This window comes from Peribacillus sp. NPDC101480, from assembly GCF_050277335.1.
Classification (GTDB): Bacteria; Bacillota; Bacilli; order Bacillales; family DSM-1321; genus Peribacillus.
Window position 1 is genome coordinate 13,780 of the sequence record NZ_JBNNSB010000016.1, and the last position, 21,841, is coordinate 35,620.

Consider the following 21,841-nt stretch of genomic DNA (forward strand, 5'->3'; position numbering starts at 1 on the left):
TCAAGCATTGATTTGATGGATTCCAATCAGCAGGAACCGGTGCGATTTAAACTGGTTTCTGCTTCGTTTGGTTAATGGAGAGCGATTAACGGTTCGATGAATGTAGGAGGAACAAAATGATAAAGAGAACGTTAAAACAAGTACATGAAATGGCTGAGGGATTGAATGATATCAGTCCATTCCAGTCCAAAGGAATTAATGGGGTTACCATCGATTCAAGAACGGTTAAGGAAGGATGTTTGTTCATTCCGCTTAAGGGTGAGCAGGTTGACGGCCATCAGTATGTCAAGCAGGCTTTAGCGCAAGGGGCTGCGGCTTCCTTTTGGCAAAGGGATGTTCCGAACCCTCCTAATGATTTACCGATAATCATTGTCGAAAATACCGAGAAAGCACTTCAGCAATTGGCTCGTTCTTACCGTCAGGAGTTGAATATAAAAGTCATTGGGATAACAGGCAGCAACGGTAAGACGACTACGAAAGATATGACGGCTGCGCTGCTGGCCACTACCTATAAAGTTCATAAAACAAGTGGAAACTTCAATAATCATTTAGGTTTGCCACTAACAGTGCTTTCCATGGCGGAGGATACTGAAGCGGCTGTGTTGGAAATGGGAATGAGCAGCCGCGGTGAAATCGAGTTCTTATCCAAAATGGCAAAGCCTGATGTAGCGATCATTACCAATATCGGTGAATCACACTTATTGGATTTAGGATCACGCGAGGAAATCGCGAATGCGAAGTTGGAAATTGTCGAAGGTTTGGCGAAAGATGGAACGCTGATATACCATGGTGATGAACCATTGCTCCGCGATCGTATCAAAAAGGATTTTCCTGATTTAAACGTAATATCTTTTGGACGCACGGAACAAAATGATTTATATCCACAGACCATTAGCCAAGGTGCAGACAGTACCACGTTTACAATCGCAAGCGGTAATAAGGAAACCAATTATGAGATACCCGTTTTAGGCAATCATAATGTTCTTAATGCGTTGGCAGCAATCTTGGTTGCTAAAGAATTCAATGTGGATGATTCAGCGATCCGTAAAGGTCTGTCGACCATTCAATTAACGAATATGAGGATGGAATTGGTCGAGGGCGCGAAAGGGCAGAAAATCATCAATGATGCGTATAATGCCAGCCCAACTTCAGTTAAGGCAGCGGTGGAGTTGGTTGAGGGCTTATCTGGATTCGAAAAAAAGATACTTGTATTGGGAGACATGTTGGAGTTAGGGCCACAGGAAAAAGACTTTCATTTGAAAATTGGTGAATTGATTTCCAGTGAGCGGATCGATAAGATCTTCACATATGGTCCTTTAGCCGAGTTTATTGCCAAGGGAGCGAGCAAGGCGTTTTCATCGGAGCAGGTTCGTCCTTTTCAAGATAAGCAGAAGCTTATAGAGGAACTGAAATCGTCTACGCAGGAAAATGACATCATACTTGTTAAAGCTTCCAGGGGCATGAAGCTGGAGGAAGTCGTTCAAGCTCTGCAAAAATAAAAAACATGGATAAGGCCGTTTCTTTTTTGAAACGGCCCTTTTATCGTGCTTAAAAAAGTGTCCCGGCAATAATGCAGATGTCGTCGTTGATGACTGAATGCCTCATCCTAGAGACCAATAGCTCCTGAAGGAGGTCTTGTGTATCGAGATGGACATTTTCGATGAATTCCCTTTCGATATGGTCAGATCGGTCAATGGCGGAAGGTAGGGGCGTTTTAGAGAGTCCATCTGTATAGATGATGAAACGGCTTCCTGGCTCATACTGAAAGACTATTTTTTTAATGGGCAATTCGGGAATCAGTCCGTTTGGGGTGGCCCCTTCGTTCAAATTGAGAATTTGGTTGGTGCATGGGGAATACAAAAAAGCTGAAGGAAGTCCGTAATTCACATATTCGATGAGCCGATCCTTTGTATTCACGTATGCGATGAAGGCAGTAATGCGAGCCTGGTTTTTGTTTTCCCGATTAACTCCTTGAAATAAATCCCGCATTAGATTTTCCAGTTCCTTTGTTATGAAAATGGGGTCTTTTACACGTTTGATAAGGTCGGGGATCAATGTGCGTATGGACATGTTTATAAGTGCTGTATGAATGCCCTCTTCCAATACATCGATCATTATGAAGCCGTATATCCTGTCATCAACCTCCGACCAGTAAAATAAATCTCCTGACAGTTCACTTGAAGGTTGGGAAAGGCCTTTGACCTCTATATCTTCTTTGTTGATCGACAAAGGTAAACCTGAAAGTTGAATGCCCTTTGCAATTCTCAGGCTCCTTGCTGATTTTTGGTGTATCATTTCAAGCTCTTGTCCCTTCATTTTTGCCGAAAACAGCTGCATGCTGATGTTTCGGAGTGACTTTAATTTAATTCGGACTTCCACTGAATCGGCAGGGACCGCCATGGTTTCATAAAAGGTATTTTCCGGTAAGGTCTGAGGGGTCTCCATTCCTGAAGTGCGTTTGTAAATGAATAAGATAGGGATTTCGTGAGATTCAGCCAAAGCGTACAAAGAAGTTTGCTGCCAAGAGTCTTTTGATAGGTGTAAAGGTAAAATAAATAATGATTTCATCATGTCTGTTGAATTCTTGAATAGATGACTTTGATTATGTGGATCCTCCAAAAAGGTGACTTTCTTGTTCATTTTCTTTAAGATTCGACCAATATCCTTACATATAGGAACATCTATTGTGAATATGTTCATATAACCCCCCGTTATTTTGTTGATAGGTCAATCATACTGCATTTATACTCATTTGCTATAATTTTTAAGCAAAAAGATGGAATTTTCAAAAATCAAATGCTTCCATATACCTGTAAATTCAATGGTAATTCATGATAAGTCCTTTCTTTTTCAAACGTGGGGAACCGTGGAAGGGTGTTTATCATTAAAACTAATCCTTCCTGAAAAAGTTTTGTTGAAACTATTTGATTTAATCACATATCATATATAAATGGATGATCGTTTTGTGAAAATTTAAATGGATACAGTAAGTCGACTAGAGGCCGGAATGCTTTCATCTCGAACCATGATTTTAAAAGGACTAAGTTACTGTTTCGTGAAATCCTCCTAATTGGATTTTGAAACCACTGGAACGGTTTTTAAATAAAAAAACTGTAGGCAAACTCGTTTTCTTTGAATTTGTCTAAGATTGAATCCACTTACGCATAAATGGATATAGTAAAACGGTGAACCTATTGATGAAATAATCAGTCCATGTGTGTTTTTGTCCATTATTGAATAACAAGCCATATTCTTACTCAAAAGTGTCGCAGCTGCATATTTAACAGGAAGAAATGACTAATTTTTTCATTTTTGAAACTGCCAAAAGTTTTTAGTAACTCTGAATGGGCGATATCCTTTATTGCATTAACAGTTTGAAAATGGTAATATGAGTATGAGTTTAAATGTCTTATCATTGATGATTATTTAAAATTAATCAGGTTGAGGCAACAAAATTGTATGTTCTTACATGTTTCATGAGTTCATTCTTGAGATTATTTTAGATTAAATAGGCCTCGCGTCTGGTCATATATAAAAGCTGCATCTCTTGGCGGCTTTAGTAGCTATTAGGGAATCAAGCCGCATTTAAGCGCTTTTCCACTTCTGCAAATCCTCAACGCACCGGGCCTGTTTTGTATAAGAATCTTGGCTCTCGTCAAGTTTTGTTCATACAGCCTTTTTAAGTCTGATGAATAATAGGTGCAGCAGCCCTCACCTGAATAAAACGGTGAAACACCCGTTTATGCTACTTTTAATTTTCCATATTGAATTTAATTTTGGTTACATGTACTTTTAAAAAGATGAGCGTAGGTTAATGATAAGTCTACACGTGCGCGAAGTTAAAAATGCCAGTGAATGTCCGTACTGGTATATTTCCTTTTTAAAAAATCATATTGAGTTCATTTGAACTAAAAGGCAGACATACTTTTAGGTGATAATGATAAACTTTTTATAAGAGATAAAGAAGAACATCCGTCATGATGATGAGGATTTGAACTAAAACATCTGTGCATGATCCATGAATGCACGTGTAAATTTACGATATAAAAAGGAGTACGAAAACATTGACATTGTTTAGCGAATTAGGATTAGATAGAACGTCCATGAAATCAATAGAAAAAATGGGATTTGAAGAAGCGAGCCCGATTCAATCCCAAACGATACCTCTAGCACTTGAAGGTAAAGATATCATCGGTCAAGCGCAAACGGGAACAGGTAAAACAGCAGCATTCGGTATTCCATTGATGGAAAACATCGATATTAATAACGAAAACGTGCAAGGGATCGTCATTGCACCTACACGTGAGCTTGCCATTCAAGTTTCCGAGGAACTTTTCAAGCTTGGTTACGGAAAACGCGCTCGAGTACTTGCTGTTTATGGTGGACAAGACATCGACCGTCAAATCCGTGCTTTAAAGAAAAAACCACATATTATCGTTGGTACGCCTGGTCGTCTTTTAGACCATATCAAACGTAAAAATATTAAATTAGGCGGAGTTCACACTGTAGTTCTTGATGAAGCGGATGAAATGCTTAACATGGGATTCATTGAGGATATCGAATTGATCCTTTCAACGGTTCCTGACGAAAGGCAAACATTGCTTTTCTCAGCTACAATGCCTGATCCAATCCGTAAAATTGCTGAAAGATTCATGCGGGAACCCGTTCTTGTACGTGTAAAAGCAAAAGAAATGACAGTGGATCGTATCGAACAATATTACTTGGAGTTAAAAGAAAGTGAAAAATTCGATACACTTGCACGCCTTTTCGATATTCAAACACCGGATCTTGCGATCGTCTTCGGACGTACGAAACGCCGTGTCGATGAATTGGCATCTGCATTGAATATCCGCGGTTATATGGCTGAAGGCATTCATGGTGACCTTAGTCAGGCAAAACGCCTTTCTGTTTTGAAAAAGTTTAAAGACGGCAGCATCGATGTACTCGTTGCTACTGATGTTGCTGCACGTGGACTTGATATTTCCGGCGTTACTCACGTATACAACTTTGATATCCCTCAAGATCCGGAAAGCTACGTTCACCGTATTGGACGTACAGGACGTGCGGGTAAACATGGTATAGCCATTACGTTTGTAACACCAAGAGAAAGAGGCCAACTGCATGCAGTTGAACATACAACGAAAAAACGTATGGAGAAACTTAAGACTCCTACGTTAACTGAAGCGTTGGAAGGTCAACAAAAAGCAGTAACGGAAAAAATCCTTAATACAATCGAGAATGAGGATTTAACTTTATACCTTGGTCAAGCGGAAGAATTATTACAAAAACATAGCGCAGCGGATTTAGTTGCAGCCATGCTTAAATCAATGACAAAAGAACCGGATCAAACGCCTATCAAGTTAACGGAAGAATCTCCATCTCCAATGCGTCGCAATCGCGGAGGAAGCAGTTCTTCTGGCAACAGACAGCGCAATGGCCGCAGTTCTTCAGGCAGAAAAGATTACGGTAGCGGATCAGGGAAACGCCCAAGCGCGAACCGTAAATCGAATGGTTACGGAAACCGTAGCACGAGCCAAAAAAGAGAAAAAACGAATAAGATTTAATTGAATTGGAAATGCCGCTCATTTGAGCGGCATTTTTTTTATGTGCATCTCCTTATGCAATGGTATCCGATTGGTTAAGGGTTTTTGGAAAGGGGTTAATTTCCAGCATTTAATTATAGTATAATGGATGAAAGCAAGGATGGATGATGATGATTCAATTAGCATTACCTGTCCGGAAGAGGAGAAGCACATGGAACCTGAAAATCGCATATCGAATAAGGCCTTGACCGTATGGAAAATCAGTGGTCTTATAAGCTGTTCAATAACCTGGATTATAAGCATCGCCGTACTCGTGCTTACAATCATTTTTGATTGGACATATTGGGTGTTTGGAGCGTTGATCATAATTTCGATAATCCAATCTTATCTGGCCATCTTTCTGATTCCGTCGGTGAAATGGAAGCGGTGGCGTTACGAAGTAAGAAATACTGAAATTGATATCCAAAGTGGTATTTTCGTCATTAAAAGAACGCTCATCCCCATGATAAGGGTCCAGCATGTTGAAACGAAGCAAGGGCCATTATTAAGAAAATACGATTTAGCCTCCGTTGAAATTTCCACTGCAGCGACCCTTCATGTTATCCCAGCCTTGGACCTTGGAGAGGCAGATGAATTGCGGCATTATATTTCGAGAATGGCAAGTGTGGAGGAAGAAGATGTCTGATCCTAAAAGGCTTCACCCCATAGCTGTATTGCTTAACATCATTAAATCGATTAAGGAGTTAGTCATCCCTTTTTTATTAGTGGTCGTCATTCCTGGGAAGAATGAAGGAATTCCTGGATGGATACAACCGCTGGTCATTGCCATTATTATACTTTTGCTGATAGTCATTGCATTCCTTCAATGGTTACGTTTTACATATCGCATAGAAGAGGGCGAATTCAGAATTGAGTCCGGGGTTTTCGTAAGGAAGAAACGGTATATAAAGTTTGATCGGATCCATAGCATAGATATATCAGAGGGCATCATCCAGAGGATATTCAGCCTAGTGAAGCTGAATATTGAAACGGCAGGCGGGTCTCAGGCCGATGCTGTATTATCAGCCATAAGCAAAAGTGATGCTGAACGAATCAATGCTTTTATAAGTGAAGAAAAAAATGCGAAAAATATTTTTGGTAATGATAAAGATGAAGTTGCGAATAAAGGATATGCAGCTAAATCGTCTTCCGTTTTTAAGCAGACATTGCCGCAGCTATTCGTTATGGCTGCCACTTCGGGAGCGGTAGGTGTCTTCCTATCTGGGGCAATCGCTTTTATTTCACAGTTCGATGAAATGATACCTTTTGAGAGGATATTTAAGGATTATGAAGAGTTTATTGAAATGGGGACCATCATTCTGACCTTGTTTGCTCTGGTGGCTTTACTGGTGGTTTATGTACTGGCCACATTAAGTATGGTAATTAAATATGCTTCCTTTACCGTGTTAAAAACGGATGAGGAAATCGTTATTTCCAGAGGGCTTCTCGAGAAAAGACAGCTGACAATCCCTATCCATAAAATTCAAGGTATCCGGATCATGGAGAATTTGATTCGGAAGCCATTGGGATTGGCGACGGTTTATATTGAATATGCTGGAGGCAGTATGGAAGATAAAGAAAGTCTATCCATCATGCTGTTCCCTTTAATCAGGAAGAGGCATTTACATGAAAAAATCCTGGAAATTTTACCGGTTTATGAAACAACCATTGAGATGACACCGATACCTAAGCGTGCACTTTCCCGGTATGTGTTTCATAAGTTTCTGTACCTCATCCCGATCATCGGTGCCTTGGTATGGTTTTTAAGTCCTTGGGGTTATCTTTCCCTTTTGCTTGTACCGTTGACGATTTTTTGGGCTTACATGCAATATAGAGATGCAGGATGGAGCATAGATGGGAATTTGTTGCTATTGAGCAGCCGTTTTTTCTCGAAGCAAACATTGATCATGCAGAGAAGCAGAATTCAATCAATCACATATAAAAAAAGTTGGTTTCAAAATCGAAAAGAATTAGCAACGATTTCAGCGTCGGTCAAATCAGGAATCACCTCCCGGGTCGGCATGGTTGCTGATGTGGAAGAAAAGGATTGCCTAATAATTAAATCATGGTATTCACCTAAAAAAACAGTCGACTCCCAATGATTGAAGGGAAGAGTCGGCTGTTTGTCCTACCATTTTTTTCTTAAATATAATGGAGCTGTTAAAAAGCCGGTTGCCAGTCCAGCCAGATGACCGATAACGTTGATCTGCGGTTGTATGAAGGTCATGATGACGGCAATTCCGGTCAGTGTATATACTGTATTTCTTTCGTTGTTCGTAAAATTGGTTTTATTGAAAAGTACAAGATATAAAAAGAATCCGAGTAAACCAAAAATTGCTCCGCTAGCACCTACGTGGTTATATGTCAGTGGATTAATTAGAAAGGTTGCGATATTGGCAAGGATACCTGTCGATAAAAAGAAGATTGAAAACTTGATGGTTCCAAGTAATTTCTCTAGGAATGGACCGAAGATGGCAAGGGAGAATCCGTTAAACAGTAAATGTGTAAACGTGCTATGTAGAAAGATGGGGGTGATCAAACGCCACCATTGTCCATCAGCGATGTATAAGTTCACACCTGCGCCATAATAAAAGAGTACATTGCCGGGAAATATGGGGAAGAGGACAAGAACGAATACAATCATCATAATGAGTATGAGCACAGTAACAGCTCGATATGAATCTGCGTATTCGCGGAAGCCTTCTGTTCTTGTAAACATAAATTCCTCCTTGTTATCGTTTTTAATTAAATACAATATTATCATTTTCAGGTAAAAGAGTCCTCCTAATGATATGCAGCTTATTAAATTAATAGAAGAGGTGTCAAAGTGATTAAAGGTATAGGCGTGGACATTACTGAATTGGATAGAATGGAAACACTGATTAATCGGCAACCCCGTTTAAAGGAACGTATATTAACAGAAAAGGAAATCTTGATTTTCGAAAAGTTAAATGGAAGAAGGAAGGTCGAGTATTTTGCTGGGCGTTTTGCGGCAAAGGAGGCTTTTTCAAAAGCAAACGGAACAGGGATAGGCAAGCACTTATCCTTTTTGGATATTGAAATCATTTCGGATGATAAAGGAAAGCCGATGATTTCAAAGCCGTTTTCTGAAGGGGTCCATCTTTCGATTAGCCACAGCCGGGATTATGCGGTTGCTCAAGTCGTAATTGAAGGGTGAATGGAGTTTTGTCCATCGGGTCATAAACCTTTAGGTTGTCTCATATACATTTAGTGCTATAGGGAGACAAGGCCCGGTAAAAGGTACATGGCAGAGTAGGTGCTCTCGAAAAGTTTTTAGCCGGACTGAGAATGGGTCCGTGCCTAAAATACCGAGGAATCTAAGACATCAGTCGAGCCAATGTCCGGATCCTGCCTTTTCCTCTCCCTTTTACGTTCAAATGACAAAAAGGGGTTGAAAAGATGAAGAAGATGGTAATGCTTTTTGCAGGGATCATGCTCTTGCTTGCTCTTTCTGCTTGCGGCCAAAAATCACAGAGTGACGTAGTGAGTGAATTGAATGAGAAGCTTGGCGAAATGAAGGGATATAAAGCTAACGCGAAGATGACATTGAAGATGGGGACGGAACCTCAAGTGTATAATGTGGAGATTTGGCATAAGGACCCTTCTTTTTACCGCGTAAATCTGAAAAATGAAGAAAAGGATCAAAGCCAGATGATTTTGAAAAATGATGATGGTGTATATGTTCTGACACCAGCTTTGAATAAAAGTTTTAAATTTCAAAGCGAGTGGCCGGAGAACAGCAGTCAGGCCTATTTGTTCGAGTCGTTGGTGAAAGACATTACGGAAGATAAAAGTGCGACATATAAAGAAACGGATAAACATTATGTCTTTGAAACGAAAACACGCTACCAAAACAATAAAATGTTGCCATATCAAGAGATTACTATAAACAAAAAGGATTTATCCCCAGTCAGTGTAAAAGTCATGGACCCTGATAAGACCGCATTGGTACTAGTTGAATTCTCGAAAGTTAAATTCGATACGACTTTTGATAAGGATTCATTTGATATGAAGAAAAACATGACAAGTGCACAACTTGAAGCACCCGTTATGGCAGAAGTCCAAAATGAAGGATTTGCAGTGAAATACCCTGACAATATTGGTGATATGAATTTAACGGAAGAAAAAGAAATTACGACGGAAAAGGGAGAACGTGTCGTTTTGACCTATGAGGGTACAAAAAGTTTTACATTAGTTCAGGAGAAAGCTGAGGTAGTTCAAACTTCCGTTTCGACGAATGTTAATGGAGAACCGGTTGATTTGGGTTATACTGTCGGGGCCATGACAGGAAATACGATTGCATGGACTTTTGAAGGTGTCGATTATATGCTTGCATCAAAGGATTTGACACAGGAAGAGATGATAGAAGTCGCCCGTTCGGTTGGGGAAGAACCAGTCAAATAGGATTACATAACAAGCTGATGTTTCCCGTCTCCTTACGAAGGTTTCTTCTGGGTAGGATAGGCGGGAAAGCAGCTTGTTGACATTTTTAATCCTTCCAACTGATTTAGGCTCGCAGCTGGGAAATTAGAATCAAGGTGAAAAAGCACTTTATCTTTCTGGCGGTTGGTTATAGAATGTTCCTATAATGAAACGAAAACTTCGCTACTGGGAAGAATCTTATTGTGAGTGTAGGAAAGAAGGAAATGGTCTTGGAAACGAAAATATTTCATCGAGATACGTGGGCAGAAGTAAATTTGGATAAAATTTTTGAAAATATCTCTTCAATGAAACAAAGACTGGGAAATGGCGTTAGTCTTTTCGCTGTCGTTAAAGCGAATGCATATGGCCATGGGGACTATGAAGTGGCCAAAACGGCGCTTGAAGCGGGGGCGGATTTTTTAAGTGTCGCTTTTTTGGATGAGGCTCTTGCCTTACGAAAAAAGGGAATATTGGCTCCGATCCTTGTACTTGGGGCGTCAAGGCCTGAAAGCGCGGCTCTTGCTGCCGAGTATGGGATTTCCGTGACGGTTTTCGATGTAGCATGGTTGGAAAAGGCAAAGGATTTGTTGAAACCGGGACAAGTTTTGCAAATCCATGTAAAAGTGGATAGCGGCATGGGTAGAATCGGCATTCGTGATAAAGGTCAACTCATGAAAGTGGAAAATTTGCTTGAGCGTGAGGCTTGTTTCAATTTCCAAGGGATATTCACTCATTTCGCGACGGCGGATGAAATGAAGACCGACTATTATGAAAAGCAGCTTGCTACATTTAAAGGGATGCTTTCCGTAATGACAGGAAAGCCTGAATATATTCATGCAGCCAATAGTGCAGCTTCTTTAAGATTCACCGATCCTGAATGGAATGCAATAAGAATGGGGATTTCCATGTATGGATTGAGTCCTTCCGTGGAGATGAAGCCGATATTGCCATACCCATTAAAACAGGCTATATCATTGAGAACGAAGATGGTTGCGGTTAAACAGCTTGCTAAGGGTGAAAGCGTTAGTTATGGAGCGACATATACGGCTGAAGGTGATGAGTGGATCGGGACTTTGCCAATCGGTTATGCTGACGGCTGGATTCGTAAGCTGCAAGGTCAGGAAGTTCTTGTGGATGGAAAAAGAGTACCCATAGTCGGGAGGATTTGCATGGATCAATGCATGATCAAGCTGCCTGGGCCATACCCTGTAGGAACAGAGGTCACACTGATGGGGAATGATGGGGATGAATCGATAACTGTCGATGAGATAGCGGCAAAACTGGAAACGATCAACTATGAGATAACATGTATGATTGGAGCAAGAGTGCCTCGTGTGTATATAAAAGACAATCAGGTGAATCATGTACGCAACTTCATCTTGGAATGACCCGATTGTAAAAAAATCCTAAGATTGTGAATAAGATTTCCTTTATTATGCTGATAATAGGATTGAGAATAGAATATACTCTTTGCAGATAGGCATTTTAATGGTAATATTGAAAAGGATATATACAATAAAGGTGTGTAGTGATGGTGGAGGTGTATGTTTGTGTCTGAATCCAGCGCAACAAGAGAGATATTAATTCGATTACCTCAAAATTTTTTAACAGAGTTAGATGGGTATGCGAGTGAGGAAAATGTAAATCGCAGTGAATTTATTTATCGTGCCACAAAAATGTATCTTCGCGAACGTAAAAAGAAAGAGTTTCGCGAATCGATGAAACGCGGTTATATTGAAATGGCGGCCATTAACTTAACGATTGCTTCTGAAGCCTTCCAGGCTGAATTCGAGGCTGGTCATTGCGTTGAACGATTAGTTAGCGGAGGCTGAGCCATTGATTGTTGTTAAGCGTGGTGACGTATACTTCGCAGACCTTTCCCCGGTAGTTGGTTCAGAGCAGGGGGGGACCCGTCCGGTACTAATTTTACAAAACGATATTGGTAATCGCTTTAGTCCGACTGTGATCGTGGCAGCCATTACAGCTCAAATTCAAAAAGCGAAATTGCCTACACATGTTGAGATTAATGCAAAAAAGTACGGATTCGAGCGGGATTCCGTCATTTTATTAGAACAGATCCGGACAATTGATAAGCAGCGTTTAACTGATAAAATTACGCATCTTGACGAACCGATGATGCAAAAAGTCAATGAAGCTTTGCAAATTAGTTTAGGCCTCATTGAGTTTTAAAGAAAATTTTTCCCGTTAAACCGGGCGTTATTATAATACAAATCATTCTTGATGTTATTTAGATGGCACGATCCCTGCAACTGTGGGGATCGTGTTTTTTTTGTCAAATAACATTAACATATCCAAAAACTATACAGCAGGAAATATGAAAAATTTGACGAATAAAAACATTATATAGTTAGATATTGAATGGAACGTCATTGTTTTTTATAGTATCTCCCTAACTTTTCATTAATTGATGTTTTTCTTACCTGAATTTCGGGTATATAGTTATTTTGTAAATAACTAAAAAAAAAGCAAAAGTTAGTGGGGAAATTCAAAGGAAATCCAAATGGAAATAACATTACAGTTAGTTAACATCCTTGTGACGTGGACAGGGAAACAAGGCAATTGTGTTAGAATGGGAGGATATTATGAATCAATTGGTTTACGATTTTATTAAGCAAAATCAAGATTACATCCTTACTGAGTGGATGGGCATCATGAAGGAAAGTACGGACGAAAGATTAATTAAAGTCGTTTCAGATCGAATGTTCACGCAAACTAGCAGTGAATTTATAGATATGATCATTACGAACGTTGATAGTAAAAACAAGGAATTCACATTGAAGCTTTCAGATTTTGCCGAGAAAGTCGTCCAATTGGGATGGCCTCTCACTTTCGTCAATGAAGGACTTCATAAATTCACGTTAATTGTCATAAATGGTATGGTGGAAAAGGGTCTTGTTACTCCTGGAAATCAAGTCAATCTTGTTAACCATTTGGATAAATGGGCCACACCGATAAATAATGAAATAGTCAATATATATACTCAAACTTGGGAAAGAACTGTTTCCATGCAAAAAATAGCGTTGCAAGAACTTTCGGCTCCGCTCATTCCTGTATTGGAAGGAATAACGGTAATGCCGCTGATTGGTACGATTGATACGGAACGTGCCAAACAGATAATGGAAAACCTGTTGACCGGCGTTGTAAAGCATAGATCTGAAGTTGTTCTCATTGATATAACGGGCGTGCCGGTCGTGGATACCATGGTTGCCCATCATATCATTCAAGCGGCGGAAGCAGTCCGATTAGTGGGCGCAAAATGCATACTCTGCGGCATCCGCCCTGAAATTGCTCAAACAATCGTTAATCTTGGAATTAATTTAAATGAAGTGATTACAAAAAATACATTGAAAAAAGGGATAGAAGTTGCGTTGGAATCAACGAGCCGTAAGATCGTAAAGGTGGAGGGATAAGTATGAGGATTCCGATATTGAAGCTTTATGACTGCTTGTTAGTCTCTATACAGTGGGAATTGGATGATATGACAGCCCTTCAATTTCAAGAGGATTTACTGCATAAGATTCATGAAACAAGCGCGAATGGCGTTGTTATAGATATTACCTCAATAGATTTTATTGATTCTTTTATCGCAAAGGTATTGGGCGATGTCTTTAGCATGTCTAAGCTTATGGGGGCCAAAGTTGTAATTACGGGAATCCAGCCTGCTGTTGCAATAACATTAATTGAACTGGGAATTAGTCTCGATGATGTTCTGACAGCATTAGACTTAGAGAAAGGCCTGGAGAAATTACAACAGGAATTGGGGGATTAAAGAATGGAGTTCCAATCCTGCGTAAAAATCATAAATGAATGGGACATCGTAGCTGCAAGGCAGCTCGGAAGAAATGTCGCTAAAGAGTTGGGGTTCGGTACTGTAGACCAGGCCAGGATCACAACAGCCATTAGCGAATTGGCCCGAAACATATACCTATATGCTGGACAAGGCAGTGTTAGCATAGAAAAGCTAAATATAAATGGGAAGTCAGGATTGAAAATCATTGCAGAGGACCAGGGTCCGGGAATTGAGGATATCCGCAGAGTCATGGAAGATGGATATACCACCTCAGGGGGACTGGGCGCAGGTCTTCCTGGAGCCAAACGTTTAATGGATGACTTTGATATTGATTCGATACCAGGTGAAGGGACTAAGATCATCGCTACGAAATGGCTCCGTTAGGGGGGGAATATGGATATTAGGGAGAACATGGAGAAAAAGTATCATGAGGCGCTTTCTACTTATCTTAAAGACCAAAATGAGCAGGCACTCTACCAAGGACAAAAGATTAGCCGCCTACATATCAAATACAATATATCTCCAGAAGAAATCATCAGTATGCATAAAAATAACTTAATGGAACTTTACCCGGAATTACCGGGAAAAGTGTTGGATTCTTTCGATTTTCTGCTGGAAGTCATGATGGGCTACGGTATTGCATACCGTGAACATCAAAGCCTTAGACATCAACAGCAGGAACTGAAAACGGAAATCGAGATTGCGGCAAACGTTCAACATACTCTTTTGGAAACGAAAATTCCTGATATCAAAGCACTTGAAATTGGAGCGATCAGTGTTCCGGCGAGACAGATGAACGGAGATTACTATCACTTCGTCCAAGATGAAAATGATCGTATAGGAGTAGGGATAGCAGATGTCATAGGAAAAGGGATTCCTGCTGCATTGTGCATGTCGATGATCAAATATGCGATGGACAGTCTTCCCGAGCATCGTCATGAACCGAATAGTGTGCTTGAGAGTTTGAACCGTGTTGTGGAGCATAATGTGGATCCAAGCATGTTCATAACCATGTTCTATGGTTTATATGATCCGCATGACAGGCAATTTTCCTATGCTTCAGCCGGACATGAACCTGGCTTTTACTATGATGCCGCAACAGGTACTTTTAGTGATTTGGATGCAAAGGGCTTGTTGCTTGGAGTTGATAAAAAAACAAGGTATCGCCAATATGAAAAAACGGTGAATCGTGGAGACATGATCATTTTATTATCCGATGGGGTAACGGAATGCCGGACGTATGATGGGTTCATAGAAAGGGAAACACTTATCGGTTTCATTAAAAAGAATATGCATTTGCAAGCCCAGGAAATGGTGAATAATATATTTAAACAATTAGAGAAAATGCAGAACTTCCAACTGAGGGATGATTTTACATTAATAATTTTAAAATCAAATGTTTAGTATTGTTTCTGCTGGGTATAGATATAGGAATGAAGAGGATTTGAAGAGGTGGGTCAAGGATGAATATAACTGTAGATGTTAATGAATTAAATACTGAATTTGTTGTAAAACTAAAAGGTGAAATTGATGCCTATACTGCACCGAAATTAAGGGAATCACTATTTCCGATTTCAGAGCAGGATAATGTTTCGATTACGATTGATTTAACTGAAGTCTCTTATATGGATAGTACGGGACTTGGGGTATTTGTCGGTGCCTTCAAAAGCGTAAGGGCACATAATGGCGAATTCACACTAGTTGGCTTATCAGAAAGGTTACGACGTTTATTTGATATAACAGGTCTTGCAGATATCATTGATATAAAAAGTGGTACAGAGGGTGGGTTAGAATGAGTCAAGTATATGATTACATCGAAATGAAAATACCTGCAAAACCAGAATTCATCGGTGTCATTCGTTTAACGCTTTCTGGGATAGGAAGCCGGATGGGATTTGCGTATGATGAAATTGAGGATTTGAAGATCGCTACCAGTGAGGCTTGTACAAATGCGGTACAGCATGCATATAAGGATTCTGAAAAAGGTGAAGTGAAAGTAAGTTTCGGCCTTTATCCTGACCGTCTGGAGGTCATGGTTTCTGATAGTGGCAAGAGCTGTAATTTCGAAGAAGTTCGTCAAGGACTCGGTCCATACGAAAATGGACAAAAAGTCGAACTTTTGAGAGAAGGAGGCTTGGGTCTTTACCTTATTGAAACTCTGATGGATGATGTTAAAATTCATCAGCATGATGGGGTTACAGTATTTATGACTAAGTTTTTAGAAGGAGAGCAGGTGGAGATGGATGCAAAAACAGTCTCAACCTAATCAGGCACAAAGAGAACAGGTAAATGAATGGATTAGAGCTTACCAGCAGAATCAAGATGATGAAGCACAGAGTAATCTAGTCATCCATTATAAAAGTTTAGTTGAAACAATCGCCCGCAAGTATGCGAAAGGGAAATCATTTCAGGAGGATATCTCCCAAGTCGGCATGATTGGTTTATTAGGTGCCATTCGACGATATGATGAATCTTTCGGTAAGAGCTTTGAGGCATTTGCCGTCCCTACTATAATCGGCGAAATCAAAAGGTTCCTTCGTGACAAAACATGGAGTGTCCATGTGCCAAGGAGAATTAAGGAACTTGGTCCGAAAATCAGGGTGACTGTCGAGGAATTGACGACAACTCTGCATCGCTCACCAAGAATAGATGAAATAGCCGATAGTATAGGCGTGACTGAAGAAGAAGTTTTAGAAGCGATGGAAATGGGAAAAAGCTATCAAGCATTATCTGTGGATCATTCTATTGAGGCGGATTCTGATGGCGGTACTGTCACATTACTTGATATATTCGGGAATGTCGATGAAGGTTTTGAAAAGGTCAATCAGCGGCTTGTGCTTGAAAAGGTGCTGCATGTTCTGAGTGACCGTGAAAAGATGATCATTCAACATACTTATTTAGAGAATTTAAGCCAGAAAGAAGCTGGCGATAAACTGGGGATTTCCCAAATGCATGTTTCAAGGCTCCAACGCCGCGCGATCAAGAAACTTCAAGAAGCCATTAATGCTGAAAACTCGGAGTTAATTCAGTGATCAAAGATATTCTGAGGGAAGAAAAAATAGAAGTCCTTGTCTCTCAATCGTCTAAAAACGGGATGGTTTATTGTGGTGATGATTACTTCTTTCTTCATACGAAAGAATACTTTGTGTGTGTCCTGGCAGATGGTCTAGGCAGCGGCAAAAATGCTTATGATTCCTCCCATGCCGTCATCGAGGAAGTTAAACGTAATCATGAGTTGGATGTAGAATCATTAATGGCAGTATGTAACCAGGTTTTAGTCGATAAGCGGGGGGCAGCCGTTTCGATTTTGAAGATTTTTTATGACAAGAATGAATTTGTATACAGTTCAGTGGGTAACATCCGCTTTTTTCTGTATAATCCAAGCGACGATAAACTCGTTTACCCTTTACCTGTTACAGGGTATTTATCCGGAAGGAAACAAACATACAGGACGCAGAGCTACAAATATGAACCAAATGCAAAATTCATCCTTCATTCCGATGGTTTAGAACTTAAGGGAGCTAAATCTTTTTTAAAAAGGCTGGTCCCTATCGATAAGAACGCACAGTGCATATTAAAAAGCAGTCCATTAACTGCAGATGATACAACTTTCATTTTAGGAAGCTTACTTTCGCCATAATTCGGAAGTGAGCTTTTTTGTATTGAATTCGCAACTTCATCACTCATTTGCTAGACTATACTTATTAGATCAAAAGGTTGGAGGTAAACATAATGATCGTTGTAGAAGATAAATTGAAAGAACTGATTAAACAAATATCCAATGAGCTAACTTTGAAAAATAATCAAGTCCAAAACGTCATACAGATGCTGCAAGAAGGGAACACTGTCCCTTTTATCGCTCGGTATAGGAAAGAAATGACGGGTTCGCTTGATGAAGTTCAGATTCGTTCCATCATGGAAAGGTGGAACTATCTTGAAAACCTTGGCCAGAGGAAAGCGGAAGTTACGCGTTCGATTGGTGAACAGGGAAAATTGACGGAAGAATTAACGATACAAATCGAGAAGGCAACAAAACTGCAGGAAGTCGAGGATTTATACAGGCCATTCAAACAAAAAAGGAGAACGAAAGCGACAGTTGCTAAAGAAAAGGGTCTTGAACCACTGGCCAATTGGCTTCTGGAATGTCCAATGCATGCCAGTGTTAGCGAAAAAGCTGCAGAATTCATATCGGCAGAAAAAGAAGTTTCTTCTATTGAAGAGGCTATTGCTGGAGCGCAGGATATCATAGCTGAACATATATCCGATGATGCAGAATTAAGGAAGTGGATAAGGGCTGAAATTTTCAAAGCCGGAAAAATGGTTTCAACTGTGAAAAATGAAGAGAAGGACGAGAAAAAAATCTTCGAAATGTACTATGAATACGAGGAGCCGGTTCAAAGGATCGTACCGCATCGGGTGTTGGCGCTGAATAGAGGTGAAAAGGAAGAAGTTCTGCGAATCTCCATTCAGCCCCGGACTGAAATCATCATTGGTCATCTTGAGCGGAAAATCATTAAAAATAACAAATCTGAAGCCCAAGTTGTTCTTAAATCTGCGATTGAGGATGGACTCAAGCGATTGATCCTGCCTTCTGTAGAACGGGAAATCAGAAAAGAGCTGACGGAAAAAGCTGAGGATCAAGCTATCCATATTTTCTCTGAAAACCTGCGGAACCTGCTCTTGCAGCCCCCGCTTAAAGGGAAAGTGGTCCTTGCCCTTGATCCGGCATATCGGACTGGCTGTAAGTTGGCCGTCATTGATGAAACCGGAAAGGTTCTCGATATCAGTGTGATCTACCCGCATCCTCCTGCTGCGAAGCTTAATGCTGCCCGTGAAAAAACGATTGAAATACTTCAGCGGTTCTCGGTTGAAATCGTGGCAATCGGCAATGGTACGGCATCACGTGAATCAGAGCAATTCATCGCAGATATTTTAAAAGAAGTGAAAGGGAATATTTCATATATAATTGTTAATGAAGCGGGAGCCAGCGTGTATTCAGCCTCGGATATTGCCCGTGAAGAGTTTCCAGATCTTCAAGTAGAACAGAGAAGCGCCGTTTCGATAGGCAGAAGGCTTCAGGATCCCCTTGCTGAACTTGTTAAAATCGATCCGCAATCCGTGGGGGTGGGTCAGTATCAACATGATGTGTCCCAGAAAAAGTTAACAGAATCCCTCACCTTTGTAGTAGAAACAGCTGTTAACCAGGTGGGAGTGAATGTCAATACCGCTTCTTCGTCACTTTTGCAATATGTAGCTGGTTTATCAAAATCGGTTGCTCAAAATATTGTGAAGAAAAGGGAAGTGGAAGGGAAGTTTTCAAGCAGGAAGGAATTAAAGAAGATTCCTCGGCTTGGTGCCAAAACATATGAACAATGTATAGGGTTCTTACGTATCATTAATGGAGATGAGCCTTTAGATCAAACGGCGATACATCCTGAGAACTACAGTGCCGTGAATAAATTATTAAAGAAAATGGGATTCATATCCGATGATTTAGGCAGTGATGCCCTGAATGAAGAATTAGGCAAACTAAATCCGGCTGATTTGGCCGAGGATTTGGAAATTGGGGAAATTACGATTAAAGATATCATAGATGATTTGATGAAACCGGGAAGAGATCCTCGGGATGAATTATCAAAACCACTGCTTAAGCAGGATGTACTAAAAATGGAGGATCTGCAAACTGGGATGGAATTACAAGGTACAGTGAGGAATGTTGTGGATTTCGGTGCGTTTGTGGACATTGGTGTTAAACAGGATGGACTGGTTCATATTTCTAAACTGAGCAACCGGTTTGTAAAGCATCCATTGGATGTAGTGGCTGTTGGGGATGTTGTGACGGTTTGGGTCGAACTGGTTGACTCCAAAAAACAAAGGGTATCTTTAACGATGCTCGAGCCAAAGGATCAAAAATAGCCTACGGTAAGCTCCTTCTATAGTAGAAGGGGTTTTTTTATATGGAGCAAAGTTGAATTTATAAACGGAGGCTTTCTTTTTTTTGATAAAAAAACCAACATTGATTCAACATCTTCACTTGATAATAATCCTTTTCATAAAAGGCTTTGCGGATTTGATTCTGGAACCAATTAGGCATAGCTTTTCCTCCCTTAGTTTCCTATTGTATTATTAGTCTATGTTATAATAGGTTGTCATGTTACCAAGGAAAGGGAGGGGGAAATGGATAATCGGCAATTGCAAAAACTAGTGGAAGAAATATCGTTGAAAGACTTTGAAAAGGCCTTTAGACACCAAGCCATGTTTAATCCACGTCTCCGAACAACGGGAGGCCGATACTTGCTCCGTTCACACAATATAGAAATCAATAAGAAGTATCTTGATGAACGCGGTGTGGAAGAAATGATTGGAATCATTAAGCATGAATTGTGCCATTATCATCTGCACATCGAAAAAAAGGGGTACCAGCATCGTGATGCGGACTTTAAGCAATTACTCAAAAAAGTGGGGGCACCGAGATTTTGCGAGCCGCTGCCATCTAACCAATTAAAGAAAAAGATGAATACTATTCAATATAAATGTGAAGACTGTCAGCAGGTGTATATAAGAAAAAAGCGAATCGACACTACCCGTTTCGTTTGTGGTAAATGTCGTGGAACATTGATTTACCAAGGGTTTAAGGAGTAAAAAACAAAAATATAAAAAAACATAAAAGAACCCTTGACTTTAAGTTGCAACCTCTTTATAATCATAAGAGTCGACAAGATAACAACTTGTTCTTAACGACAAACACTAAGGTCCTTGAGCGTGAAAAAGGAACCCAATTTTCATTATTCCGCAGTAGCTCAGTGGTAGAGCATTCGGCTGTTAACCGAACGGTCGTAGGTTCGAGTCCTACCTGCGGAGCCATTTTTTTGGGGAAGTACTCAAGAGGCTGAAGAGGCGCCCCTGCTAAGGGTGTAGGTCGCGTAAGCGGCGCGAGGGTTCAAATCCCTCCTTCTCCGCCAGTTACATATTTTATCAAGGCCCATTGGTCAAGCGGTTAAGACACCGCCCTTTCACGGCGGTAACACGGGTTCGAATCCCGTATGGGTCACTTTCTTATACATAATCAAAATACTGGTCCCGTGGTGTAGCGGTTAACATGCCTGCCTGTCACGCAGGAGATCGCGGGTTCGATTCCCGTCGGGACCGCCATTTTTTTTAAAAAAACACTTGCTAAAATAATGTTATCGTGATATAATGTTATCCTGGCTGTTAATTAGTATTTGATTATTGGGCTATAGCCAAGCGGTAAGGCAACGGATTTTGATTCCGTCATGCGAAGGTTCGATCCCTTCTAGCCCAGCCATTTTATTTAGAGCCATTAGCTCAGTTGGTAGAGCATCTGACTTTTAATCAGAGGGTCGAAGGTTCGAATCCTTCATGGCTCACCATTTATTTTCGCGGGTGTGGCGGAATTGGCAGACGCACCAGACTTAGGATCTGGCGCCGCAAGGCGTGGGGGTTCAAGTCCCTTCACCCGCACTGATATTTTCTTCTTGACATCAAGTTGAAAAGGTGTTAAACTTACAAAGTCGCTTTCGCGGTCGTGGCGGAATGGCAGACGCGCTAGGTTGAGGGCCTAGTGGGGGAAACCCCGTGGAGGTTCGACTCCTCTCGGCCGCACCAATAACATCATAGAAATTAGCGCCCGTAGCTCAATTGGATAGAGCATCTGACTACGAATCAGAAGGTTGTAGGTTCGACTCCCGCCGGGCGCACCATATTTTACGGGAAGTAGCTCAGCTTGGTAGAGCACTTGGTTTGGGACCAAGGGGTCGCAGGTTCGAATCCTGTCTTCCCGACCATTCTTTCTGAAAATATTTTAAAATTAAATGCGGGTGTAGTTTAGTGGTAAAACCTCAGCCTTCCAAGCTGATGATGAGAGTTCGATTCTCTTCACCCGCTCCATTATTGCTCTTTGAAAACTGAACAAAACAAAGCGCCAACGTTAAATTTTAAGTGAGCACACACTATCAAAAAAGCAAATGAGCAAGTCAAACATTTC

At 40.6% G+C, this 21,841-nt stretch carries 22 protein-coding genes and 11 tRNA genes; 30 read left to right on the forward strand and 3 right to left on the reverse strand.

What is annotated here, in order from left to right; genetic code table 11:
- The first annotated feature begins 116 nt into the window (after nucleotides 1-116).
- Entirely contained in the window at nucleotides 117-1,499 is a 1,383-nt protein-coding gene (locus ACQKMF_RS26075; protein WP_427575585.1) for a UDP-N-acetylmuramoyl-tripeptide--D-alanyl-D-alanine ligase, read from the forward strand.
- Between the two features lie 49 nt (nucleotides 1,500-1,548).
- On the opposite strand, the gene ACQKMF_RS26080 is transcribed toward ACQKMF_RS26075, so the two are convergent.
- Entirely contained in the window at nucleotides 1,549-2,700 is a 1,152-nt protein-coding gene (locus ACQKMF_RS26080; RefSeq protein WP_427575587.1) for a PP2C family protein-serine/threonine phosphatase, read from the reverse strand.
- 1,364 nt (nucleotides 2,701-4,064) lie between these two features.
- Between ACQKMF_RS26080 and ACQKMF_RS26085 the strand changes: the two genes are divergently transcribed.
- The 3 genes from ACQKMF_RS26085 to ACQKMF_RS26095 all read left to right on the forward strand — a co-directional run bounded on the left by ACQKMF_RS26085 (nucleotide 4,065) and on the right by ACQKMF_RS26095 (nucleotide 7,684).
- Nucleotides 4,065-5,564: a DEAD/DEAH box helicase gene (locus ACQKMF_RS26085; protein WP_202190667.1), complete on the forward strand. Its 1,500-nt coding sequence runs from the start codon at nucleotides 4,065-4,067 to the stop codon at nucleotides 5,562-5,564.
- Nucleotides 5,565-5,754: 190 nt separating this feature from the next.
- Complete coding sequence (locus ACQKMF_RS26090; RefSeq protein WP_402945619.1) at nucleotides 5,755-6,228, forward strand: PH domain-containing protein; 474 nt, start codon at nucleotides 5,755-5,757, stop codon at nucleotides 6,226-6,228.
- On the forward strand, nucleotides 6,221-7,684 hold the full coding sequence (locus ACQKMF_RS26095; RefSeq protein ID WP_427575590.1) for a PH domain-containing protein: 1,464 nt from the start codon (nucleotides 6,221-6,223) through the stop codon (nucleotides 7,682-7,684). The genes ACQKMF_RS26090 and ACQKMF_RS26095 overlap by 8 nt, the downstream gene beginning before the upstream one ends.
- A 26-nt stretch (nucleotides 7,685-7,710) precedes the next feature.
- Here ACQKMF_RS26095 and ACQKMF_RS26100 read toward each other — a convergent pair whose 3' ends face one another.
- Nucleotides 7,711-8,301, reverse strand: coding sequence for a rhomboid family intramembrane serine protease (locus tag ACQKMF_RS26100; protein ID WP_101225987.1), 591 nt, complete (start codon nucleotides 8,299-8,301; stop codon nucleotides 7,711-7,713).
- Between the two features lie 108 nt (nucleotides 8,302-8,409).
- On the opposite strand from ACQKMF_RS26100, the gene acpS reads away from it, so the two are divergent.
- From acpS to ACQKMF_RS26170, 14 genes are all read left to right on the forward strand, one after another.
- Nucleotides 8,410-8,760 (forward strand): holo-ACP synthase, encoded by a 351-nt coding sequence (gene acpS, locus ACQKMF_RS26105; RefSeq protein WP_101225986.1) that lies wholly within the window; start codon nucleotides 8,410-8,412, stop codon nucleotides 8,758-8,760.
- Between the two features lie 242 nt (nucleotides 8,761-9,002).
- Entirely contained in the window at nucleotides 9,003-10,007 is a 1,005-nt protein-coding gene (locus ACQKMF_RS26110) for a LolA family protein (RefSeq protein ID WP_101225985.1), read from the forward strand.
- 242 nt (nucleotides 10,008-10,249) lie between these two features.
- Nucleotides 10,250-11,413 (forward strand): alanine racemase, encoded by a 1,164-nt coding sequence (gene alr, locus ACQKMF_RS26115; protein WP_402945622.1) that lies wholly within the window; start codon nucleotides 10,250-10,252, stop codon nucleotides 11,411-11,413.
- Between the two features lie 162 nt (nucleotides 11,414-11,575).
- Nucleotides 11,576-11,857, forward strand: a complete 282-nt coding sequence (locus tag ACQKMF_RS26120; protein ID WP_034306380.1) for a CopG family ribbon-helix-helix protein — start codon at nucleotides 11,576-11,578, stop codon at nucleotides 11,855-11,857.
- A gap of 7 nt (nucleotides 11,858-11,864) precedes the next feature.
- The gene (locus ACQKMF_RS26125) at nucleotides 11,865-12,215 is read left to right on the forward strand and encodes a type II toxin-antitoxin system PemK/MazF family toxin (protein WP_034306610.1); all 351 of its coding nucleotides are present in this window, start codon (nucleotides 11,865-11,867) and stop codon (nucleotides 12,213-12,215) included.
- Nucleotides 12,216-12,628: 413 nt separating this feature from the next.
- A complete protein-coding gene (locus ACQKMF_RS26130; RefSeq protein WP_402945606.1) occupies nucleotides 12,629-13,456 on the forward strand; it encodes an RsbT co-antagonist protein RsbRA in 828 nt (275 codons plus the stop codon).
- Nucleotides 13,457-13,458: 2 nt separating this feature from the next.
- Entirely contained in the window at nucleotides 13,459-13,815 is a 357-nt protein-coding gene (locus ACQKMF_RS26135) for an STAS domain-containing protein (RefSeq protein ID WP_034306376.1), read from the forward strand.
- A gap of 3 nt (nucleotides 13,816-13,818) precedes the next feature.
- The gene (locus ACQKMF_RS26140; protein ID WP_101225983.1) at nucleotides 13,819-14,220 is read left to right on the forward strand and encodes an anti-sigma regulatory factor; all 402 of its coding nucleotides are present in this window, start codon (nucleotides 13,819-13,821) and stop codon (nucleotides 14,218-14,220) included.
- 9 nt (nucleotides 14,221-14,229) lie between these two features.
- Nucleotides 14,230-15,240, forward strand: a complete 1,011-nt coding sequence (locus ACQKMF_RS26145) for a PP2C family protein-serine/threonine phosphatase (protein ID WP_101225982.1) — start codon at nucleotides 14,230-14,232, stop codon at nucleotides 15,238-15,240.
- 59 nt (nucleotides 15,241-15,299) lie between these two features.
- Nucleotides 15,300-15,632, forward strand: coding sequence for an anti-sigma factor antagonist (locus ACQKMF_RS26150; RefSeq protein ID WP_101225981.1), 333 nt, complete (start codon nucleotides 15,300-15,302; stop codon nucleotides 15,630-15,632).
- Nucleotides 15,629-16,102, forward strand: a complete 474-nt coding sequence (gene rsbW, locus ACQKMF_RS26155; RefSeq protein WP_034306366.1) for an anti-sigma B factor RsbW — start codon at nucleotides 15,629-15,631, stop codon at nucleotides 16,100-16,102. The genes ACQKMF_RS26150 and rsbW overlap by 4 nt, the downstream gene beginning before the upstream one ends.
- Nucleotides 16,080-16,868, forward strand: a complete 789-nt coding sequence (gene sigB / locus ACQKMF_RS26160) for an RNA polymerase sigma factor SigB (protein WP_101225980.1) — start codon at nucleotides 16,080-16,082, stop codon at nucleotides 16,866-16,868. The genes rsbW and sigB overlap by 23 nt, the downstream gene beginning before the upstream one ends.
- Nucleotides 16,865-17,476: a PP2C family serine/threonine-protein phosphatase gene (locus ACQKMF_RS26165; RefSeq protein ID WP_230178895.1), complete on the forward strand. Its 612-nt coding sequence runs from the start codon at nucleotides 16,865-16,867 to the stop codon at nucleotides 17,474-17,476. Before sigB ends, ACQKMF_RS26165 begins: the two co-directional genes overlap by 4 nt.
- Nucleotides 17,477-17,568: 92 nt before the next feature.
- The gene (locus tag ACQKMF_RS26170; protein ID WP_427575595.1) at nucleotides 17,569-19,752 is read left to right on the forward strand and encodes a Tex family protein; all 2,184 of its coding nucleotides are present in this window, start codon (nucleotides 17,569-17,571) and stop codon (nucleotides 19,750-19,752) included.
- A 58-nt stretch (nucleotides 19,753-19,810) separates the two neighbouring features.
- Here ACQKMF_RS26170 and cmpA read toward each other — a convergent pair whose 3' ends face one another.
- Entirely contained in the window at nucleotides 19,811-19,930 is a 120-nt protein-coding gene (cmpA, locus tag ACQKMF_RS26175) for a cortex morphogenetic protein CmpA (RefSeq protein WP_089364909.1), read from the reverse strand.
- A gap of 83 nt (nucleotides 19,931-20,013) precedes the next feature.
- Between cmpA and ACQKMF_RS26180 the strand changes: the two genes are divergently transcribed.
- The 12 genes from ACQKMF_RS26180 (at nucleotide 20,014) to ACQKMF_RS26235 (ending at nucleotide 21,744) form a co-directional block, all read left to right on the forward strand.
- Nucleotides 20,014-20,478, forward strand: a complete 465-nt coding sequence (locus tag ACQKMF_RS26180) for a SprT family protein (protein WP_402945616.1) — start codon at nucleotides 20,014-20,016, stop codon at nucleotides 20,476-20,478.
- A gap of 147 nt (nucleotides 20,479-20,625) precedes the next feature.
- Nucleotides 20,626-20,700: transfer RNA gene (locus ACQKMF_RS26185), tRNA-Asn, on the forward strand.
- 7 nt (nucleotides 20,701-20,707) lie between these two features.
- Nucleotides 20,708-20,798 (forward strand) — tRNA-Ser (locus ACQKMF_RS26190).
- A 17-nt stretch (nucleotides 20,799-20,815) separates the two neighbouring features.
- Nucleotides 20,816-20,887, forward strand: a tRNA-Glu gene (locus ACQKMF_RS26195).
- Between the two features lie 25 nt (nucleotides 20,888-20,912).
- Nucleotides 20,913-20,988: transfer RNA gene (locus ACQKMF_RS26200), tRNA-Asp, on the forward strand.
- A 79-nt stretch (nucleotides 20,989-21,067) separates the two neighbouring features.
- A tRNA-Gln gene (locus ACQKMF_RS26205) sits at nucleotides 21,068-21,142 on the forward strand.
- A gap of 9 nt (nucleotides 21,143-21,151) precedes the next feature.
- Nucleotides 21,152-21,227 (forward strand) — tRNA-Lys (locus ACQKMF_RS26210).
- Nucleotides 21,228-21,236: 9 nt separating this feature from the next.
- A tRNA-Leu gene (locus ACQKMF_RS26215) sits at nucleotides 21,237-21,318 on the forward strand.
- A gap of 58 nt (nucleotides 21,319-21,376) precedes the next feature.
- Nucleotides 21,377-21,462 (forward strand) — tRNA-Leu (locus ACQKMF_RS26220).
- Between the two features lie 18 nt (nucleotides 21,463-21,480).
- Nucleotides 21,481-21,557, forward strand: a tRNA-Arg gene (locus ACQKMF_RS26225).
- 7 nt (nucleotides 21,558-21,564) lie between these two features.
- A tRNA-Pro gene (locus ACQKMF_RS26230) sits at nucleotides 21,565-21,641 on the forward strand.
- Nucleotides 21,642-21,670: 29 nt separating this feature from the next.
- Nucleotides 21,671-21,744, forward strand: a tRNA-Gly gene (locus ACQKMF_RS26235).
- The last annotated feature ends 97 nt before the right edge of the window (nucleotides 21,745-21,841 follow it).

Coding starts and splice junctions, on each gene's coding strand:
- ACQKMF_RS26075 (WP_427575585.1), top strand. CDS start 117: ATGATAAAGAGAACGTTAAAACAAGTACATGAAATGGCTGAGGGATTG.
- ACQKMF_RS26080 (WP_427575587.1), bottom strand. CDS start 2,700: ATGAACATATTCACAATAGATGTTCCTATATGTAAGGATATTGGTCGA.
- ACQKMF_RS26090 (WP_402945619.1), top strand. CDS start 5,755: ATGGAACCTGAAAATCGCATATCGAATAAGGCCTTGACCGTATGGAAA.
- ACQKMF_RS26095 (WP_427575590.1), top strand. CDS start 6,221: ATGTCTGATCCTAAAAGGCTTCACCCCATAGCTGTATTGCTTAACATC.
- ACQKMF_RS26100 (WP_101225987.1), bottom strand. CDS start 8,301: ATGTTTACAAGAACAGAAGGCTTCCGCGAATACGCAGATTCATATCGA.
- ACQKMF_RS26110 (WP_101225985.1), top strand. CDS start 9,003: ATGAAGAAGATGGTAATGCTTTTTGCAGGGATCATGCTCTTGCTTGCT.
- alr (WP_402945622.1), top strand. CDS start 10,250: ATGGTCTTGGAAACGAAAATATTTCATCGAGATACGTGGGCAGAAGTA.
- ACQKMF_RS26130 (WP_402945606.1), top strand. CDS start 12,629: ATGAATCAATTGGTTTACGATTTTATTAAGCAAAATCAAGATTACATC.
- ACQKMF_RS26135 (WP_034306376.1), top strand. CDS start 13,459: ATGAGGATTCCGATATTGAAGCTTTATGACTGCTTGTTAGTCTCTATA.
- ACQKMF_RS26140 (WP_101225983.1), top strand. CDS start 13,819: ATGGAGTTCCAATCCTGCGTAAAAATCATAAATGAATGGGACATCGTA.
- ACQKMF_RS26145 (WP_101225982.1), top strand. CDS start 14,230: ATGGATATTAGGGAGAACATGGAGAAAAAGTATCATGAGGCGCTTTCT.
- ACQKMF_RS26150 (WP_101225981.1), top strand. CDS start 15,300: ATGAATATAACTGTAGATGTTAATGAATTAAATACTGAATTTGTTGTA.
- rsbW (WP_034306366.1), top strand. CDS start 15,629: ATGAGTCAAGTATATGATTACATCGAAATGAAAATACCTGCAAAACCA.
- sigB (WP_101225980.1), top strand. CDS start 16,080: ATGCAAAAACAGTCTCAACCTAATCAGGCACAAAGAGAACAGGTAAAT.
- ACQKMF_RS26170 (WP_427575595.1), top strand. CDS start 17,569: ATGATCGTTGTAGAAGATAAATTGAAAGAACTGATTAAACAAATATCC.
- cmpA (WP_089364909.1), bottom strand. CDS start 19,930: ATGCCTAATTGGTTCCAGAATCAAATCCGCAAAGCCTTTTATGAAAAG.
- ACQKMF_RS26180 (WP_402945616.1), top strand. CDS start 20,014: ATGGATAATCGGCAATTGCAAAAACTAGTGGAAGAAATATCGTTGAAA.